We start from the raw sequence: 17312 nt of genomic DNA, 5'->3' as shown, positions 1-17312 counted from the left end.
AGCAGCTTAGGAATTCCTGCCACACTCGCCCGCAGCTGAAGGCGACCTAACCCGTTGCGCGCGGGAGGGTGCCTCTTGCCGTGATCTCTGCCGAAAGCTCTTCGATCGTCTTGCGTTGCTCCATGGCGGCTTTTCGGATCAGCGCAAAGGCGGCAGGTTCAGCAAGCGCATGCGAATGCATCACCTGGAGAACTGCGGCGAGCACGACACGGCGTGACCGCAGGCGCTGTTCGAGCTTGAGAATCTGTTGCTTCAGCTCGCTGGTGCGCTCGTTGCGCTCGAATGCCATGACGAGCGCTGCGTAAATGCCGGCCGAACGCAACGGCTTGATCAGGAACGAGGCCGGATCGAGTTCGAACACCAGCTTGAGGCGGCTTGGCGTCTCGGTTCCGACCAGGGCGATCACAGGCGATTGCGCCAGGAACGCGCGTTGCGCCGGTTGCAGCAGGGGCAGGAACTCGTCGTCGATCAGCGACAGGTCCGGTGCGAAGCCAACGGCCTCCGCCGGCGTCCATGCAACCCCCTCGATCCCGAGACGTTCGAATTGGCGCCGCACGATGGTTGCGTCGCGTTCGTCCTTGATGGCGACGAGCGCCTTGCGTCCGCGTAGCGAAAATGAAGACGGTCTGCTCATTTTACAACCCGCAAATGCGGCGCAGTCGGCAATGCGCCGCCCGCCGCGGTTTCTTTCGACGGACTGACGGCAACGTCGAGCTGCGTCAGGTAAGGATCAGGCTTAACAGGCGCGTCGGCTTCCCAGAAGATATCAAACTGTCCTCGCGGATTGGATACGGCAAGCCGCGGTGTAAGGACACAATGATTGTTGCCGCCGTCGATCCACACCGGTCCTTGCGGCGAATTGTAGCGATATCCGGCCGCGGCGCGCCGCACCTCGGCAATGTCGGACGTGCCCGCGCGCTGCAGCGCGCGCGCCAGCAGATAGACTGCGACGTAGGCGGATTGCCCGTCGACGGAGGGGCTGCTGTCCTCGCCATAGCGCGCCTTCCAGCGCGCAACGAAGGCGCGGTTCTCCGGCAGGTGGATGCTCTCGAAATAGGCCGATGAGGTGATGCAGCCGGCCGATGCCGGCCCGACGATCGCCAGTTCCGGCTCGCACAGGCTGCAGCTCAGCATGGGAATCTTCAGCCCGGCAGCCTTGGTACCGGCGTGAAATGCGCGGATGAAGTCGTAGCTCGAGCTTCCGACCAGCGTATTGAACACGATGGGCGGCTTGCGGCGAACGATCTCGTCGACGATATGACCGACGGCACTCTCGCCGAGCTCGAGCAGCCGCTCGGCGATGATGTGGCCATCTGCCGCACTGACCAGTTCACGGGTGACGCGATTGGTCTCCCATGTCCACACGTAGTTGGAGCCGACGCAAAAGATCTCCCGCGACAGGTTGTCGAGCACGTAGCGGACCAGCGGCAGCACGTTGTGATTGGGCGAGGCGCCGACATAGATCACGTTGTCGGAGCACTCGAAGCCTTCATAGCGGGCGGGATACCAGAGCAGGCGATCGGTACGCTCCACGATGGGAAGCACCTGCTTGCGCGAGGCTGAGGTGTAACAGCCGATGATGTGCGCGACGCCGACATTGCGAATGAGGTCGTCGCAGACGGCGTGATATTCGGAGACGATGCCACGAGGATCGCGAACATGAGGCGCAATCGCGAAGTCGAACTCCGCCTGGCTGTTGATCTCGTCGACCGCCATCATCGCGCTCTTGAGGATCTCGCGTCCCATGGCTTGATAAGGCCCGGATTGCGAGCAGACGATGCCAACGGGCACAGGCGGCTTTGTCATTGACGGCTTTCGATCGCGTAAAGCGAGAATGAAATCATCTTCGCCGATCACAGCGCAAGTGGCTTGCCGATTTGCTGCGCAGCACTCTCGAAATTTAGGCAGACAGCATCGTTGACAACGCGATAGGCAGTTACTTAGACTTTTCTCCTACAGGGCGACCTGTCGAACCTCGCGTGCGCCGATCTGGCCGATGACGTCCAGTTCCTTGCACTAAGTGCTTCGTTCGATCACGGACCCTAAAGCGACAGATCATAGCCGCGGCATTTGAGCCATTCGTCACCTCATTCGGGAGGGACGGGTGGCTTTTTTCGTTTGCCGCCGAAGAAGCTGGCGATGCGTCCGCGTCGCCAGAACGATGGCGCATGCGCGGGACGGCGGTGTGTCAGGTGAGCGGGAGGATGAAAAGCGATGGCGGAAACGGATCTCCACTATCTCGGGCTCGTCGACGTCGGACGAAAGATCCAGGCCAAGGAGCTGTCGCCGACCGAAGCGACGAAGGCGATGCTCGGGCGGATCGAGAAGCTCGACGGCAAGCTCAAGAGCTTTGCCTATGTGATGGCCGACTCGGCGCTTGCCGACGCCGCCGTGGCCGAAAAGGAGATCGCGTCCGGCAAGATCAGGGGGCCGCTGCACGGTGTGCCGGTGGCGGTCAAGGATCTCTGCTGGGCCAAGGGCGCGCCAGCGGCGCATGGCATGACGATCCATCGCGACTTCCGTCCGACCGAGGACGCAACGGTGGTTGCGCGACTGAAGGACGCCGGCGCGATCATCCTCGGCAAGCTGCAGCAGACCGAGGGCGCTTACGCCGATCATCACCCCAAGATCGATCCGCCGAAGAATCCGTGGAACGCGGATCTGTGGCCCGGCGCATCGTCCAGCGGTTCCGGCGTCGCCACCGCGGCGGGTCTATGTTTCGGTTCGCTCGGCACGGATACGGGCGGGTCGATCCGCTTTCCGTCCGCGGCCAATGGCGTCACCGGACTCAAGCCGACCTGGGGACGGGTCAGTCGCTACGGCGCGTTCGAGCTCGCGGCGACGCTGGACCACATCGGTCCGATGGCGCGAAGCGCGGTCGATTGCGGTGCCATCCTCGGCGTGATCGCGGGGCAGGACCCCAAAGATACGACGTCGGTATCGCTGACCGTGCCCGACTATCTCGCCGGGCTGACCGGAAATCTGCGCGGCCTGACAATCGGCGTCGATCGGCGCTGGACCAGCGAGGGCACCGACGGCGATGCCGGCAAGGTGCTGGCCGAGGGCTTGCGTGTCGCGGCCGAACTCGGCGCGACGATCAAGGAAATCACGTTTCCCGATCCCAAGGCGATCATCGACGACTGGTTCCCGCTCTGCGGCATCGAAGTCGCGGTAGCGCACGAGGAGACCTATCCGGCGCGCAAGGACGAGTATGGCCCGGCACTCGCAGGTCTGCTCGATCTCGGCCGGCAGCAGTCCGGCATGGACTATCAGAAGATCGTGCTTCGACGCGAAGCGTTTCGCGGCGCAGTGCGTCTGCTGTTCGAGACGGTCGATCTCATCGCCGTCCCGGCCCAGGCGTTCGCGGCGCCCACGCTCGCCAAGATGGCGGCGCTGGGCGAGGACGCCTCGCTGATCGGAGGCCTGCTCCGCTTCACATGCCCGTTCGACATGACGGGAAGTCCGACCGTGACATTGCCCGGCGGCTTCGCGGCAAATGGGGGGCCGGTCGGCTTCCAGTTCGTCGGCCGTCATTTCGACGAGGCCTCCCTCGTTCGCGCAGGCGATGCGTTTCAGCGCGTTACCGACTGGCACAAGCGTCATCCCGCGATCTGACCCGAGGAGTCGATCACATGTCCGAAGACTGGTTGAACACATCCATCATGGCCAAGCGTGCCGTCGCCAAGGGCGCGGCGGGCGCGACGCATGGTCTGACGATCGAGCAGCAGGGCGGATTCCACTACGTCTACGGTCCCTATGCAAAGCCGACCTTGTCGATTGATCCGGGCGGGGTGGTCGTCGTCGAGACAGAGGATGCCTTCGGCGGCGTGCTGACCAAGGACACGGACAGCCCCACCGCCAAGCTCAACTTCCCTTATCTCAACCCGCAATGCGGGCCGATCGCGGTGAATGGCGCCAAGAAGGGCGATTGCCTTGCGATCTACATCCGCGACGTCGAGACCCGGGGCGAGCAGCCGGCCGGCACGACCTGCATCATTCCGGAGTTCGGCGGGCTGGTCGGAACCGGCTCGACCGCTCTGCTCAATCCGCCGCTGCCGGAACGCGTGAAGAAGGTGCATGTCGACCGGAACGGCGTGCGCTGGAACGACAGGCTGACGCTGCCCTACGAGCCGTTCATCGGCACCATCGGGGTCTCGCCGGAGATCGAGGCGATCTCCTCGCTGCAGCCGGACTATCACGGCGGCAACATGGATCTACCCGACGTCGCGCCGGGCGCCATCATCTACTTCCCGGTCCATACCGACGGCGGGATGCTCTACGTCGGCGATTGCCACGCAACGCAAGGCGACGGCGAGCTTTCCGGCGTGGCGCTGGAGCAGCGCGCGACCGTCACGCTGCAGGTCGACCTGATCAAGAACTGGAGCTTCGCCTGGCCCCGGCTCGAAACCAAGGACTTCATCATGACGATCGGAAGTGCGCGTCCGCTCGAAGACGCGGCGCGCATCGCCTATCGCGAGCTCGTCCGGTGGATGGCGGCCGACTACGGTTTCGACGAGATCGACGCCTACATGCTGCTCAGCCAGGCCGGCCGCATGCGCCTCGGCAACATGGTCGACCCCAAATACACCATGGGAGCGTCGATCCTGAAGAATTACCTCAAGCCATGACATCCAGCCGCTTTCAATAGAGGGGACATCACGATGAATTCGGGACTCAAACTACGGATGGTTTTGCTCGGCGCCATGCTCGGTACGGCGGCGTCGATGAGTGTTGCCCGGGCGGCCGAGCCGCCGCTGAAGGTCGGTCTGCTCGAGGACGTGTCGGGTGATCTTGCCTTCATGGGCATGCCGAAGCTGCACGGTTCGCAACTCGCCGTCGAGGAGATCAACAAGAGCGGCGGCATCCTGGGACGGCAGATCGAGCTCATCCACCTCGATCCGCAGGGCGACAACGCGCGCTACCAGGAGTTCGGCCGGCGTCTGCTCAATCGTGACAAGGTCGATGTGCTGATCGGCGGCATCACCTCCGCTTCGCGTGAGGCGCTGCGTCCAATCGTCGACCGCACCACGACGCCTTACTTCTACACCAACCAGTACGAGGGCGGCGTCTGCGACGCCAGCATGATCAGCATGGGCGCGGTGCCCGAGCAGCAGTTCTCGACATTGATTCCGTGGATGGTCGAGAAGTTCGGCAAGAAGGTCTATGTCATCGCCGCCGATTACAATTTCGGTCAGATCTCGGCGGAGTGGAACCGCAAGATCATGAAGGACCTCGGCGGCGAGGTCGTCGGCGAGGAGTTCATCCCGCTGGGGGTGTCGCAGTTCGCGCAAACCATCCAGAACATCCAGAAGGCGAAGCCGGACTGGCTGCTGACGATCAATGTCGGCGCCGCCCAGGATTCATTCTTCGAACAGGCGGCCGCGGCCAACCTCAACCTGCCGATGGGCTCGTCGATCAAGGTCATGCTCGGCTTCGAGCACAAGCGGTTCAAGCCGCCGGCGCTCAACAACATGCACGCGACCGCGAACTGGTTCGAGGAGATCGACACGCCCGAGGCCAACGAGTTCAAGAAGCGATGGCACGCGAAATTCCCCGACGAGCTCTACATCAACGACATGGGGTACAACGCCTATAACGCGCTCTACATGTACAAGGCGCTTGTCGAGAAGGCGAAGTCGATCAAGCTCGAGGACATGCGCAAGGTCATCGCCACCGGCGATGCGTGTATCGATGCTCCCGAAGGCAAGGTCTGCATCGATCCCAAGAGCCAGCACACGTCTCACCGCATGCGCCTGATTTCGGTTGGGCCAAAGCACGAGGTGAAGGTCGAGAAGGACTACGGCACGATCCAGCCCTACTGGCTCGGCGAGATCGGCTGCGATCTGACCAAGAAGAACGACAAGGATCAGTACACGCCGAGCCATCTTCCCAAGAAGTCGTGATGTTCGGGCACGGATCTTGCTCGTGTTGAATCTCTCGTTCTCGAACAAGACCGGCGCCGCAACGACGCGGCGCCGGGAGCGGTGGGGGTGCCAAGATGTCGGCTGAAGTGTTCTCGGTATTCTACCAGTTCGCCGATGTGTTCGCGTTCCTCATTCTCTCTGCGGCGGGTCTTGCCATCGTGTTCGGCATGATGGGCGTCATCAACATGGCGCATGGCGAGTTCATCATGTGCGGCGCCTATGTCACCGTTGGCCTCGTGAATCTCGGCGTGCCGCTCCCGATCGCACAGATCCTGGCCGCGGTGACGGCGGGTCTCATCGGGGTCCTCGTCGAGTTCCTGGTCGTGCGGCGCTTTTACAAGCGGCCGCTGGATTCGCTGCTCGCGACCTGGGGACTCAGCCTCATCGTGACGCAATCGATGCTCTTGATCGTCGGCTCCGCCGTGCGCGGCATCGGTACGCCCGAGGGAAGTTTTGCGGTCGGTGGCTACACGTTCTCGACCTATCGCCTCGTGCTGTTCGGTTGCGCGGTGGCTGTCCTCGCCGGTCTCTACGTCATCTTCATGAAGACGCGGTTCGGCGTGATCGCCCGCGCCACCATGCAGAACGCCGCGATGGCGAAGGCGCTCGGCGCGCGCACCGGCCGTATCTATGCCATCAGCTTCGGGATCGGCACCGGCCTCGCCGGGCTTTGCGGGGCGCTGTACGCGCCGACCATGACGCTGATTCCGACCATGGGGGCGACGTTCGTGGTCGAGAGTTTCGTCACCGTCGTGATCGGCGGCGCCAACGTGCTGCTCGGAACGGCGCCGGCGGCGGTGTTCCTGGCGATGATCCGGATGGCGCTGAACGCGAGCTACGGCCAGATCATCGGGCAGATCGGCATGCTGGTGGCCGTCATCCTGATCATCCGCGTGCTGCCCGAAGGTCTCTCCAGCGTGCTGGTTCGTCGTGGGCGCTAGGAGGAAACGTTAATGTTCAAGCTGCTGGAAGGCCCACAAACGCTCGGACGGGGCAGGATGTTCTGGGCCTGCTTCCTCGTCGTGCTCGCGGGCGCGCTGGCCTACCCGCTTTTTGCGGACTCATACGATGTCGGCAATTTCGCCTACTTCCTGATCTGGATCTTCATGGCGCTCGGCCTCTGCCTGATGTGGGGCTATGGCGGGATGCTCTCGTTCGGCCAGACTCTGTTCTTCGGCATTGCCGGTTACGGATACGGCGTGCTCGCGATCAACATGGGCGGCGGCACCGCGACGATCGCCGCGCTCGTGCTCTCCGTGGTGCTCGCGATGATGGCGGCGGGCATCCTCGGCTACTTCATGATCTGGGGCGGCATCAACGGCATCTTCTTCGGCATCGTGACGCTGTCCGCAACGCTGGTGCTGGCCTTCTTCCTCGGCCAGACGGCCGGGCCGGAATGGCATATCGGTCCCGCCCGGCTGAACGGCTTCAACGGCATGAAGGGCATGGATCCGCTGACGGTGGGTGACTTCTACATCGAGGGATCGGCGCTCTACTACGTCATGGTCGCGCTGATCGTGATCGTCTATCTCGCGCTGCGGATGCTGGTGAATTCGGGGATCGGCAACGTCATCGTGGCGACGCGCGAAAATCCGCAGCGCGCGGAAATGCTGGGCTATGACGTCCGTAAATATCAGCTGCTGACCTTCGTGATCGGCAGCGGCCTCGCCGGGCTGAGCGGCGCGCTGTACACGTCCTGGGGGCAGTTCATCACGCCATCCAGCATCGGCCTGCCGGCTGCCGCGATGCCGATCGTATGGGTCGCTTTCTCCGGGCGCAGCGATCTGACTGCGACGCTGATCGGTTCGTTCCTTCTCCTGTTCGGCTTTCAGACCATCACCGTCTACAGCCAGCAGGCGGCGCTCGTGCTGATGGGGGCGCTGCTGCTCGCCACGGTGATGCTGGCGCCGCAGGGTTTCGTGCTCGGCATCGGCAAGCTTGTTGCGGACTGGTTGCGCGGACGACGTCGCGGTGACGGTGACGTCGTCGCGGAGGCCGGTCGCTTGCAGTCGGAAGAGTCCTGATCAATGGCGCTGGTCGAAGTCAAAGGCGTATCCAAACGGTTCGGCGGATTGACCGCGGTCTCCGGCGTCGACCTCACGGTCAACGCCGGTGAGATCCACTGCCTGATCGGTCCCAATGGCGCCGGCAAGAGCACGCTGTTCAAGCTGATCGTGGGTCTCTACCCCCCGACCGAGGGCAGCATCCTGTTCGACACCGTCGACATCACCAAGGAGCGTCCCTATGCGCGCGTGCAGAGGGGCATGAGCATCAAGATGCAAGCACCGAGCGTGTTCAAGGAGTTGCCGGTCCGGCAGAACATCCAGACTGCCCTCCAGGAACGATTGTCCGGCGCGGAACGTATCGCAGAGGAAGACCGGCTGCTGACGCTGTTCAACCTCGCACCGGACAGCGACAAGCTCGCGGGCGCGCTGTCGCATGGCCAGCAGCAATGGCTCGAGATCGGGATGGCGCTGGCGCTGAAGCCGCAGCTTCTGCTGCTGGACGAGCCGACGGCCGGCATGTCGCCAGAGGAAACCTTCAAGACCGGCGAGCTGATCAAGTCGTTCAATGCCGAAGGCATGACCGTGCTCGTCGTGGAGCATGACATGGCCTTCGTCCGCCAGGTCGCCCAGCGCGTCACGGTGCTGCATCTCGGCAAAATCTTCGCGCGCGGCGATCTCGAAAGCATCTTGCAAGACGAGAAGGTCGCGGAAATCTATCTCGGTAAGACCCATGCTCACTAAGCCCGCTTCTGCAGACCGGATCTTGGACGTATCGGAATTATGGGCCGGATATGGCGCGACGCCCATCCTGCAGGGTGTCACCATGTCGGTCGCGCGAGCCGAGATCGTCGGCGTGATCGGCCGCAATGGTGTCGGGAAATCGACCCTGATGCGATGCCTGATCGGCCTGCTGCAGACGTGGCGCGGCACGATCCGTTTCATGGAGCAGGATGTCACCGCGCTGGAGGCCGATGCACGGGCGCGGGCCGGCTTCGGCTACATCCCGCAAGGGCGCGACGTGTTTCCGCAGATGACCGTCGAGGAAAATCTTCAGGTCGGAGAGCTGATCGGCGGCCCCGGCGGCAAGAAGCTGCCGGAGCTGGTCTACGAGTATTTTCCGCGACTGAAGGAACGCCGCCGGCAGGCCGCCGGCACCATGTCGGGCGGCGAGCAGCAGCAGCTCGCCATCGGCCGGGCGCTGATCGGCAATCCGTCACTCATGATCCTGGACGAGCCGTCCGAGGGCATCCAGCCGTCGATCGTCCAGCACATCTGCGAGGCGCTGCAGTCGTTCCGCAACGAGCTCGGAACCACCATCATTTTCGTCGAGCAGAACCTCGACACGATCCTGGCAATCGCCGAGCGCTGCTACATCATGGAGAAGGGCAAGATCACGCGGTCGCTGGCGGGCGGCGAGGTCAACGAGGACAATGTTCGCGAGCAGCTCCTGCTCTGAACCAGAGCATCGGATTTTTTCAAGTCGTCGATAGGGAGGGAATGGACATGGATCTAGGACTCAAGGGAGCAAGGGTTCTCGTCACCGGCAGCACCAAGGGCATCGGCAGGGCGATCGCCGACACGTTCGCGGCCGAGGGCGCCAATGTCGGCATCTGCGCGCGTCACCAGGCCGATGTCGACAGCGCGGTCACCGCGATCAAGGCGAAGGGCGTCGCCGCGTTCGGCAGCTCGGTCGACGTCTCCAACGGCCCGGCACTGAAGGCCTGGGTGGAGGATATGGCCTCAAAGCTCGGCGGCATCGACATTGTCGTCGCCAATGTCAGCGCATTGTCGATCGGGCAGGACGAGGAGAGCTGGGAGAAGGAGTTCTCCACTGACATGATGGGCACTGTGCGGTTGGTCAACGCGGCGATGCCATATCTGGAGAAGAGCGAGGCCGCCGCGATCGTCACCATTTCCAGCGTGTCGGGCCGCGAGGTCGATTTCGCCAGCGGCCCCTATGGCACGTTCAAGGCCGCGATCATCCACTACACCCAAGGGCTCGCATTCCAGCTTGCCGGAAAAGGCATCCGGGCCAACTCGGTCTCGCCCGGCAACACCTATTTCGAGGGTGGGGTCTGGCACCAGATCAAGGACGGCAATCCCGAGCTGTACAAGAGTGCGCTTGCGCTGAACCCGACCGGCCGCATGGGCACGCCGCAGGAAATGGCGAACGGTGCGGTGTTTCTTGCAAGCAGGGCTGCAAGCTTCATCACGGGGACCAACCTCGTGGTCGATGGCGCGCTCACGCGCGGCGTGCAGTTCTAGGCGCATCGCGAGCCGCGCAGTCACCAGACCGCGCCCGTTGGGGCGCCGGTTGGTGAAGCCGTTTCCGACAACAACAGGGCTGTCAGATGTCAGCAGATCCAATCCACTACAAGTCGATCACCGAACTTTCCGAGCTGTTCCGCCGGGGTGAGCTGCTGCCGTCGAAGGTGACGGAGGCCATGCTGAGCCGGATCGAGAAGCTCGACGGCAGATTTCATGGCTACGCCCTCGTCCTTGCCGAGCGCGCCATGGCTCGGGCGAAGGTTTGTGACGCCGAGCTCGCGAAAGGGATCTGGCGCGGGCCGCTGCACGGCGTGCCGATCGGGCTGAAGGATCTCTGTTACACCACCTTCGCGCCGACGGCGGGCGGCACCACGATCCACGCCAGGTTTGTACCATCGTTCAATGCGACGATCGTGGATCGGCTCGAACTCGCTGGCGCCGTCACGCTTGGCAAGCTGAAGATGACCGAGGGGGCGTATACCAGCCATCATCCGAACGATCAGGCGCCGCTCAATCCCTGGAATGTCGACTACTGGGTCGGCTCCTCCTCCAGCGGATCGGGCGTGGCGACCTCGGCTGGGCTCTGCTTCGGTTCGATCGGCAGCGACACGGGTGGCTCGATCCGGTTTCCGTCCGCGACCTGCGGGCTGACAGGGATCAAGCCGACCTGGGGACGCGTGAGCCGTCACGGCGTCTTTCCGCTGGCGGACTCGCTCGACCATGTCGGGCCGATGTGCCGGAGCGCAGCCGATGCGGCCGCCATGCTCGGCGTGATCGCGGGAGCGGATGTCAATGACCCGACGGCGCTGCAGGCGCCGGTGCCGAACTATCTGGCCGGGATCGGAGGCGGCGTTCGAGGCCTGCGGATCGGCGTGGACCGCAGCTATACCCAGGATGGGATCGATCCGCAGGTGGTCGCCGCGCTGCTGGAGGCCGAGCGGACACTTGCGGCGCTGGGGGCCGATATCCGCGAGGTCAGATTTCCGGCCTACGAGAAGCTTGTCAGCATGTGGATCCCGATGTGCTCGATCGAAACCGCGGAAGCGCATCTCGAGACCTATCCGTCTCGAAAGTCGGAATACGGCCCCGATCTGGCGCAACTGATCGAGCAGGGCAGGTCAATGAGCGGCCTCGAGATCGCGCAGATCCATCATGAGCGCCTGAAGTTCTGCGGCGGCCTCTCCGCGCTGTTCGGTGACGTCGACCTGCTGCTGATTCCCACCATGCCCGTGCCGATCCCGACGCTGACCAAGATGGGCGAATACGGCGCCGACCCGAGTGTGCTGCTCAGTATCCTGCGCTTCACCGCGGTGTTCGACTTCTCCGGCAGCCCGACGATCACGCTGCCGAACGGCATGGCGTCGGACGGCCTGCCGCTCAGCATGCAGCTGGTCGGCCCCCATCTGTCCGAAGATGTGCTTGCCCGCGCTGGTCATGCCTTCCAGTCGGTAACGGACTGGCATACCCGGCGCGCGCCCATCGATTGAACGGAGTCACGGATCGATATTGGACATGCGAAGATCCGCTGGAGGATTGCTCAACGGCATCTGTCTGGGACCAGTCCTCGGGCTGCATCGATCTCGAGCCATTCTTCTCGGGGCCGACGAGTTGACCGAGTATGCTCCTGGTGAATCAATCCTCTCGACGGCACGGCTCTGCCTCATGGCCACGCGAGGTCGGCAGGCTCAGAATCGCTCCGGCCGCACCACCTGAACGTCGCTGACGGAAACGAGGCCCACCTGCCGGGCAACGATGGCGAAGACGACCTGCAGCAAATCGTCCAGCCGGGCCGCATCGACGATACACCATAGTGCGAACATCCCGGCGGCATCGCCGATCTGGCCGTCCGCTTCCCATCGACCGGCTCGGCCGCGCCCGCCGGCGAGCGGAGCCACGGAGTAGCCACTCACGCCCGTGCGCTCGAGTTCGTCGGTCAGTCGCTTCAGCACAGCCCGTTCGATCAGGATTTCAATCCGCTTCTTGGCAAACATCTGCATGCTGTCCTCATCGCGCGATCATCTGAGCGGCAGCAATGTAGAGCGGGATGCCGACGATCAGGTTGAATGGAAATGTCAGGCCGAGCGAAAGCGTCAGAGCGATGGCCGGGTTCGCCGCGGGCAGGGCAAGCCGCATCGCGGCCGGGACCGCGATGTAGGAAGCCGATGCCCCGAGCGTCATCAGGATCGCGGTGCTGCCTGCCGATAGGCCGATGAGCCAGGCGAACAGTGCCGCGAAGGCTGCGCCGATGAGCGGCATCACCCAGGCAAACCCTGCCACGGCGGGAGAGAGCGATCTCCAGCCGTCCCGCAGTCCACGCCCGGCGATCAGGCCCATGTCGAGCAGGAAGACGCAGAGGAAGCCGGGGAATGCATCCAGCAGGAAAGGCTTGAGCGAACTCATGCCGCGCTCACCCGTGATGCAACCGACCACAAAGGCGCCGAGCAGGGCAACGATCGAGCCGTTCAGTGCGATCTCGCGCAGGAAATTTCCGGACAATTCGCCTTTTGCGCGGCCTTGCCCGCTGCGCGCGATCACGAGCGCCGTGAAGATCGCCGGCGTCTCCATCGCGGCCGCGACCGCGATCATGTAACCGTCATAGGGCAGCGCGAGCTGGGTGAGCGCGCCCGTGATGGCAACGAACGTCACGGCCGATATCGATCCATAGTGACCGGCCACGGCGGCAGCGTTGACGTGGTCCAGCCCCGCACCGTAGCGCAGCAAGGCGTAGGCGATGAACGGCAAGCCGGCCGACAACACGATGCCGGCCACGATGGCCAGCGCCAGCTCCGACGTCACGCCCTGATGGGCGACTTCCGCACCGCCCCTGAAGCCGATCGAGATCAGGAGATAGAGCGAGAGAAAGCGTGCAATTGCCTCCGGCACGGAGAGGTCTGAGCGGCCAAGCGAGGCGCCGAGACCCATGCCGAAGAACAGCACCGCAGGTGACACGAGATTTTGGACGGCGAGCGCGAGCAAGGGACCTCCATCGGGCTGGAAAGAGTGGTGGCTGCATAGCTTTTCGCTGGCATTTGACAAAATTGATTGTATCAAGGGTCATCATTGAAAAAGGCAATGATGATGCCCCGTTCGCGCCTGAACCTCGATATCGACCTCATCCGGTCCTTCGTGACGATCGTTTCGCTGGGCAACTTCACGCGCGCCGCGCAGGCGCTCGGATTGCAGCAGTCGACGATATCCCTGCAGATCCGCCGGCTCGAGCAATTGGTCGGTGGCAAGCTGCTCGAAAGGTCGCCGCAAGCGGTCGCGTTGACCGCGGAAGGCGACACGTTCTTCGAATATGCGCGGCGCATGCTGGATCTGAATGACGAAATGGTTGCGCGCATCCGGGAGCCTGCGATGCGTGGCCTCGTTCGCCTTGGTGCGCCCGAGGATTTCGCGACCCGCCATCTTCCCGACGTACTCGCCCGGTTTGCCCACGCCTATCCTCAGGTCGACCTCGAAGTGACCTGCGATCTGACGATGAATCTCATCGAGCGCTTTCGCAAGGGTGCCTTCGATCTGGCGCTGATCAAGCGCGAGCGGTCGATTGAGATCCACGGCACGCGGGTGTGGCGCGAGCCGCTGGTCTGGGTGACGGGTGGTGTCGATCTCAGACAAGGCGTCCTGCCGCTGGCAGTCTCGCCAAAACCCTGCGTCTACCGGAAACGCGCAACCGAGGCGCTCGATCGTGCCAAGCGATCGTGGCGGGTCGCCTACACCTGCGGATCGCTGGCCGGAACGCTCGCCGCCGTCCGCGCCCGGCTTGGCGTCACGGTGCTTCCCAAGGACATGGTACCTCCCGATCTTCACGTCGTGGACGGAAAGCCGATGCCTGACCTCAAGGACACGGAGATCGCGATTCTGGAGCGCGACCGTCTCCCGCTGCCCGCGCAGCGGCTCAAGGACTTCGTGATCAAGACCCTGAGCTGAATCCGTCCCGAGGCACCGTCAAGAGCCTGAATTCGCACGGCACCGCGGCGCGGCTCGACGACGCGGGTACGGCGATGACCGCGGCTTTCCGAGCCGTTGCCTCGCCGAGACAATCCGACCCAGGTGGATATTTGAACCGGCCGGTGATCCAGCCGTCGCGGCCCTTCGTTTCGTGGGAGTCGATCGTAACTGATCGGACGATGGATGCGCGGTATCGCGTGCACCCATCGCTCGGCATGCATGAAACACACCTGGAGAATTTGATGACGCCCGCAATTCGCTCGTTCGTGGCCGGAGCGGCCATGGTCGCCGGCCTGCTTGGTCCTTCCGTCGCGCGCGCCGCCGACATCGTGGACACCGCGGTTTCCGCCGGTTCGTTCACCACGCTGGTGACGGCCGTGAAAGCCGCCGGTCTCGTGAAGACGCTCAAGGGCAAGGGCCCGTTCACGGTGTTTGCGCCTAACGACGCGGCCTTCGCCAAGTTGCCGCCCGGAACGGTTGAATCGCTGTTGAAAAACAAGTCCAAGCTCGCGGCAATTCTGAAGTATCACGTCGTTCCGGGGCGCGTGAAGGCCGCCGATGTCGCCGGCAAGTCGCTCAATGTGGCGACCGTTCAGGGGCAGACCGTCGCCGTCGACGGAAGCCTCGGCGTCCGCGTCAACGATGCGCGCGTCATCCAGCCGGACATCGAAGCGTCCAACGGTGTCATTCACGTCATCGATACGGTGCTGCTGCCGCCGGCGCGCGCGAAGAAGATGCACCACTAGGACGGTCCTTGACCGCGCACCTGGCCGCTACGGCGGCCGGGTGTCGTGCCTGACCGCTTGCTGCGCTGCGGATGCCGCCGCTCGCGCGAAGGGGCTTACCGTCGCGCCACCAGGACGCCCGCCATGAACGCCACCATCAACGCCGGCAGCGGGGCGTCGCGTACCATGCGGCGCACGATGTCCGGCCAGTGCTGCTCGGAGGATCGCCCCTGTGATCGCAAATCACCTGAAGGCTCGATGCCCCAGTGTGACGCGAGCTCGGCGATCTCGCTTTGCGCCAGACGCACATCGTCGCGGACGCGGTAGATTGCGGTCCCGGAGCGGTCGCGCGGCGCCAGCAACATCAGCGTGGTCACGGCCGTGCGCAGCGTCATCTCGCCATAGCCTTGCAGCCGCACCTGCTCTTCGGGGTCGGACGTCATGCCAAATTCCTCACTGCGCCAACTTCTTCACAACGCCAAAGTCTCATAACGCAAAGTGGCGCGCAAAAGCGAAAGCTGCCGTCGCGCACAGGACCAGCGTGGACACCGCGCCGGCCACGCCGCGCACGAGATCGGCTCGCGTCAGGTGCCTGGTCATGATCATGCTCCATGCTCTGCATGGGCAATGGCGGCGGCGGAACTTGGTTCCTTCGCGCGTTGCGAGTCGGCGGGCGCCTTCTACTTCCGTAGCAACTCGCTCAAGGCCGCCGTCGCCTCGGCGCAGCGGATGTCGTCGATCTCGCGCGACAGGTTGAGCGCACTCGCTCTCAGTTCTTCCAGCCTCCAGCTATCCGGATGCTGGCTTTCAAGCTGACCGAGACGCTTGTTCAGATCGTCCAGTCTCGACTGGAGCTGCCCGATGCTGGCGTCCCCATTCACTTTCCAAACGCGTTGTGCACGCATCGTCGTTCCCCTGCTAGTCTCACGGCCTTGTGAGAGCGGTTCGTGGCCGGAATGGGAGTTTGTTTTGTCCGGCTTCAGATCGTGGGGAACCGTTGCAGATTGGCAACGAAGTCCCTGGATGTGTCGCGAGCCATTGCGCGGCGCCGCACGATAATACCCGCAGGCATGGAATTTGATTGGGCCTCAGCAGGATGGCGGGCCGAGGTGGCCTGTGCGTGCGTGGCGCTGCTCGATAGGCTCGGGCCCGACGCACTCCGAAAACGAAGGAATCAGGCGTGACGAGATTTGTGACCATCGCGGCCGGCCAGCTCGGCCCCATCGCCAGGACCGAGAGCAGGACCGAAGTCGTGACCCGCCTGTTGGCTTTGATGCGCGAGGCGAAGGCGTGCGGCTGCGACCTGATCGTGTATCCCGAGCTCGCACTGACGACGTTTTTTCCGCGCTGGTATTTCGAAGATCAGGCGGAGATCGACAGTTTCTTCGAGCGCGAGATGCCGGGGCCGGAGACGCGAGCCCTCTTCGATCTCGCGCGCGAGCTCGGGGTCGGCTTCTGTCTCGGCTATGCCGAGCTGGCGGTCGAGGATGGAATTGTCCGGCGCTACAACACGTCCATTCTGGTCGACAAGAGCGGCGCGATCGTCGCCCGATATCGCAAGGTTCACCTGCCCGGCCATGCCGAGCACGAGCCCTGGCGGAAATTTCAGCATCTGGAAAAGCGCTATTTCGAGCCGGGCAACGGCTTCGGCGTCGTCGATGCCTTCGGCGGCGTGATGGGTATGGCGATCTGCAATGACCGCCGCTGGAGCGAGACCTACCGTGTCTTGGGCCTGCAGGGGGCCGAGATGGTGATGATCGGGTACAACACGCCGGTGCACAATCCGCCCGCGCCCGAGCATGACGATCTCTCGCTGTTCCACAACCATCTGGTGATGCAGGCCGGCGCTTATCAGAACGGCACCTTCGTGGTCGGCGTCGCCAAGGCCGGCGTCGAGGAGGGCGTCGACCACATCGGCGGCAGCTGCGTCATCGCGCCCTCGGGCGAGATCATCGCGAGATGCACGACCAAGGGCGACGAGATCGCCCTGGCGCGCTGCGATCTCGACCTCTGCAACTCCTACAAGCGCACCACCTTCAATTTCGACGTTCACCGCCAGCCACACGCTTACGGGATGATCGTGGAACGTAAGGGCGTGACGACGATGGCGGATGGAACGGCGGTGCCGCCGAAGCGGTCACTCGTGTAGCCCGGGTGAACGCAGCGATACCGTGACAGTGCCTGTCGAGATCCCTGATGTCGCTGCGCTCATCCGCGCTAGACCCTTGCCTGTGTCGCGCGCTGTCAATCCACGTGCGCGAAAATATTCCACTTTACCGAAATTCGGTTTCGGCGTATGTGTCGCCCATCCCGGCTCACCCAGGAGGGGCGACGTGAAGTCGTCACGTTCGCGAGCTGGGCTTGCGGTGGACGCGGCAGCGTCGGCACGAGAGGCGCGGGCAGGGCGGGTAGTCCCTGTGAGCCCGAGGCCACGTGCG

18 protein-coding genes are annotated in these 17312 nt (G+C 63.7%); 12 read left to right on the top strand and 6 right to left on the bottom strand.

From position 1 onward, the window contains the following. Positions 1-46 precede the first annotated feature (46 nt). Positions 47-634, bottom strand: coding sequence for an ANTAR domain-containing response regulator (locus tag JQ580_RS22575; RefSeq protein ID WP_212282408.1), 588 nt, complete (start codon positions 632-634; stop codon positions 47-49). Further along, on the bottom strand, positions 631-1806 hold the full coding sequence (locus JQ580_RS22570) for a transporter substrate-binding domain-containing protein (RefSeq protein ID WP_212282407.1): 1176 nt from the start codon (positions 1804-1806) through the stop codon (positions 631-633). The genes JQ580_RS22575 and JQ580_RS22570 overlap by 4 nt, the downstream gene beginning before the upstream one ends. A gap of 408 nt (positions 1807-2214) precedes the next feature. On the opposite strand from JQ580_RS22570, the gene JQ580_RS22565 reads away from it, so the two are divergent. The 9 genes from JQ580_RS22565 to JQ580_RS22525 all read left to right on the top strand — a co-directional run bounded on the left by JQ580_RS22565 (position 2215) and on the right by JQ580_RS22525 (position 11685). Further along, positions 2215-3615: an amidase gene (locus JQ580_RS22565; protein ID WP_212282406.1), complete on the top strand. Its 1401-nt coding sequence runs from the start codon at positions 2215-2217 to the stop codon at positions 3613-3615. 17 nt (positions 3616-3632) lie between these two features. Next, positions 3633-4628 carry an acetamidase/formamidase family protein gene (locus JQ580_RS22560; RefSeq protein ID WP_212282405.1) on the top strand — a complete coding sequence of 332 codons (996 nt, stop codon included), beginning with the start codon at positions 3633-3635 and terminating at the stop codon, positions 4626-4628. A 33-nt stretch (positions 4629-4661) separates the two neighbouring features. Beyond that, positions 4662-5903 carry an urea ABC transporter substrate-binding protein gene (locus JQ580_RS22555; RefSeq protein ID WP_409363223.1) on the top strand — a complete coding sequence of 414 codons (1242 nt, stop codon included), beginning with the start codon at positions 4662-4664 and terminating at the stop codon, positions 5901-5903. A gap of 95 nt (positions 5904-5998) precedes the next feature. Then, on the top strand, positions 5999-6865 hold the full coding sequence (locus tag JQ580_RS22550) for an ABC transporter permease subunit (RefSeq protein ID WP_212282404.1): 867 nt from the start codon (positions 5999-6001) through the stop codon (positions 6863-6865). A gap of 12 nt (positions 6866-6877) precedes the next feature. Further along, complete coding sequence (locus JQ580_RS22545) at positions 6878-7948, top strand: branched-chain amino acid ABC transporter permease (protein ID WP_212282403.1); 1071 nt, start codon at positions 6878-6880, stop codon at positions 7946-7948. A 3-nt stretch (positions 7949-7951) separates the two neighbouring features. Further along, positions 7952-8671, top strand: a complete 720-nt coding sequence (locus JQ580_RS22540; protein WP_212282402.1) for an ABC transporter ATP-binding protein — start codon at positions 7952-7954, stop codon at positions 8669-8671. Further along, the gene (locus JQ580_RS22535; RefSeq protein WP_212282401.1) at positions 8661-9386 is read left to right on the top strand and encodes an ABC transporter ATP-binding protein; all 726 of its coding nucleotides are present in this window, start codon (positions 8661-8663) and stop codon (positions 9384-9386) included. The genes JQ580_RS22540 and JQ580_RS22535 overlap by 11 nt, the downstream gene beginning before the upstream one ends. Positions 9387-9433: 47 nt before the next feature. Continuing rightward, positions 9434-10195, top strand: coding sequence for an SDR family NAD(P)-dependent oxidoreductase (locus JQ580_RS22530; protein WP_212282400.1), 762 nt, complete (start codon positions 9434-9436; stop codon positions 10193-10195). A gap of 86 nt (positions 10196-10281) precedes the next feature. After that, positions 10282-11685 (top strand): amidase, encoded by a 1404-nt coding sequence (locus JQ580_RS22525; RefSeq protein WP_212282399.1) that lies wholly within the window; start codon positions 10282-10284, stop codon positions 11683-11685. A gap of 198 nt (positions 11686-11883) precedes the next feature. Here JQ580_RS22525 and JQ580_RS22520 read toward each other — a convergent pair whose 3' ends face one another. Both JQ580_RS22520 and JQ580_RS22515 read right to left on the bottom strand, forming a co-directional pair. After that, the gene (locus JQ580_RS22520) at positions 11884-12195 is read right to left on the bottom strand and encodes a P-II family nitrogen regulator (RefSeq protein ID WP_212282398.1); all 312 of its coding nucleotides are present in this window, start codon (positions 12193-12195) and stop codon (positions 11884-11886) included. Between the two features lie 7 nt (positions 12196-12202). Next, positions 12203-13174 (bottom strand): sodium-dependent bicarbonate transport family permease, encoded by a 972-nt coding sequence (locus JQ580_RS22515; RefSeq protein ID WP_212282397.1) that lies wholly within the window; start codon positions 13172-13174, stop codon positions 12203-12205. Between the two features lie 96 nt (positions 13175-13270). On the opposite strand from JQ580_RS22515, the gene JQ580_RS22510 reads away from it, so the two are divergent. Both JQ580_RS22510 and JQ580_RS22505 read left to right on the top strand, forming a co-directional pair. After that, positions 13271-14128 (top strand): LysR family transcriptional regulator, encoded by an 858-nt coding sequence (locus tag JQ580_RS22510; RefSeq protein WP_249134358.1) that lies wholly within the window; start codon positions 13271-13273, stop codon positions 14126-14128. 302 nt (positions 14129-14430) lie between these two features. After that, positions 14431-14895, top strand: a complete 465-nt coding sequence (locus JQ580_RS22505) for a fasciclin domain-containing protein (RefSeq protein WP_409363225.1) — start codon at positions 14431-14433, stop codon at positions 14893-14895. 95 nt (positions 14896-14990) lie between these two features. Here the strand turns inward: JQ580_RS22505 and JQ580_RS22500 are convergent, their stop codons facing one another. After that, positions 14991-15317 carry a hypothetical protein gene (locus JQ580_RS22500; RefSeq protein ID WP_212282395.1) on the bottom strand — a complete coding sequence of 109 codons (327 nt, stop codon included), beginning with the start codon at positions 15315-15317 and terminating at the stop codon, positions 14991-14993. Positions 15318-15554: 237 nt separating this feature from the next. Then, positions 15555-15779 carry a hypothetical protein gene (locus JQ580_RS22495; protein WP_212282394.1) on the bottom strand — a complete coding sequence of 75 codons (225 nt, stop codon included), beginning with the start codon at positions 15777-15779 and terminating at the stop codon, positions 15555-15557. A gap of 275 nt (positions 15780-16054) precedes the next feature. Here JQ580_RS22495 and JQ580_RS22490 point away from each other — a divergent pair, with 275 nt between their 5' ends. Further along, on the top strand, positions 16055-17023 hold the full coding sequence (locus JQ580_RS22490) for an N-carbamoyl-D-amino-acid hydrolase (protein ID WP_212282393.1): 969 nt from the start codon (positions 16055-16057) through the stop codon (positions 17021-17023). Positions 17024-17312 lie beyond the last annotated feature (289 nt).

Origin of the sequence: Bradyrhizobium sp. SZCCT0148 (assembly GCF_018129985.1) — a bacterium.
GTDB lineage: Bacteria > Pseudomonadota > Alphaproteobacteria > Rhizobiales > Xanthobacteraceae > Bradyrhizobium > Bradyrhizobium japonicum_H.
Note: the sequence above shows the minus strand (reverse complement) of the source record. Positions and strands in the feature narration are given on the sequence as shown.

Bases quoted from the DNA above. Each gene is read 5' to 3' on its own strand.
- JQ580_RS22555 (WP_409363223.1), top strand. From the start codon at position 4,662: ATGAATTCGGGACTCAAACTACGGATGGTTTTGCTCGGCGCCATGCTC.
- JQ580_RS22540 (WP_212282402.1), top strand. From the start codon at position 7,952: ATGGCGCTGGTCGAAGTCAAAGGCGTATCCAAACGGTTCGGCGGATTG.
- JQ580_RS22495 (WP_212282394.1), bottom strand. From the start codon at position 15,779: ATGCGTGCACAACGCGTTTGGAAAGTGAATGGGGACGCCAGCATCGGG.
- JQ580_RS22500 (WP_212282395.1), bottom strand. From the start codon at position 15,317: ATGACGTCCGACCCCGAAGAGCAGGTGCGGCTGCAAGGCTATGGCGAG.
- JQ580_RS22570 (WP_212282407.1), bottom strand. From the start codon at position 1,806: ATGACAAAGCCGCCTGTGCCCGTTGGCATCGTCTGCTCGCAATCCGGG.
- JQ580_RS22525 (WP_212282399.1), top strand. From the start codon at position 10,282: ATGTCAGCAGATCCAATCCACTACAAGTCGATCACCGAACTTTCCGAG.
- JQ580_RS22575 (WP_212282408.1), bottom strand. From the start codon at position 634: ATGAGCAGACCGTCTTCATTTTCGCTACGCGGACGCAAGGCGCTCGTC.
- JQ580_RS22530 (WP_212282400.1), top strand. From the start codon at position 9,434: ATGGATCTAGGACTCAAGGGAGCAAGGGTTCTCGTCACCGGCAGCACC.
- JQ580_RS22520 (WP_212282398.1), bottom strand. From the start codon at position 12,195: ATGCAGATGTTTGCCAAGAAGCGGATTGAAATCCTGATCGAACGGGCT.
- JQ580_RS22505 (WP_409363225.1), top strand. From the start codon at position 14,431: ATGGTCGCCGGCCTGCTTGGTCCTTCCGTCGCGCGCGCCGCCGACATC.
- JQ580_RS22565 (WP_212282406.1), top strand. From the start codon at position 2,215: ATGGCGGAAACGGATCTCCACTATCTCGGGCTCGTCGACGTCGGACGA.
- JQ580_RS22535 (WP_212282401.1), top strand. From the start codon at position 8,661: ATGCTCACTAAGCCCGCTTCTGCAGACCGGATCTTGGACGTATCGGAA.
- JQ580_RS22560 (WP_212282405.1), top strand. From the start codon at position 3,633: ATGTCCGAAGACTGGTTGAACACATCCATCATGGCCAAGCGTGCCGTC.
- JQ580_RS22550 (WP_212282404.1), top strand. From the start codon at position 5,999: ATGTCGGCTGAAGTGTTCTCGGTATTCTACCAGTTCGCCGATGTGTTC.
- JQ580_RS22510 (WP_249134358.1), top strand. From the start codon at position 13,271: ATGATGATGCCCCGTTCGCGCCTGAACCTCGATATCGACCTCATCCGG.
- JQ580_RS22545 (WP_212282403.1), top strand. From the start codon at position 6,878: ATGTTCAAGCTGCTGGAAGGCCCACAAACGCTCGGACGGGGCAGGATG.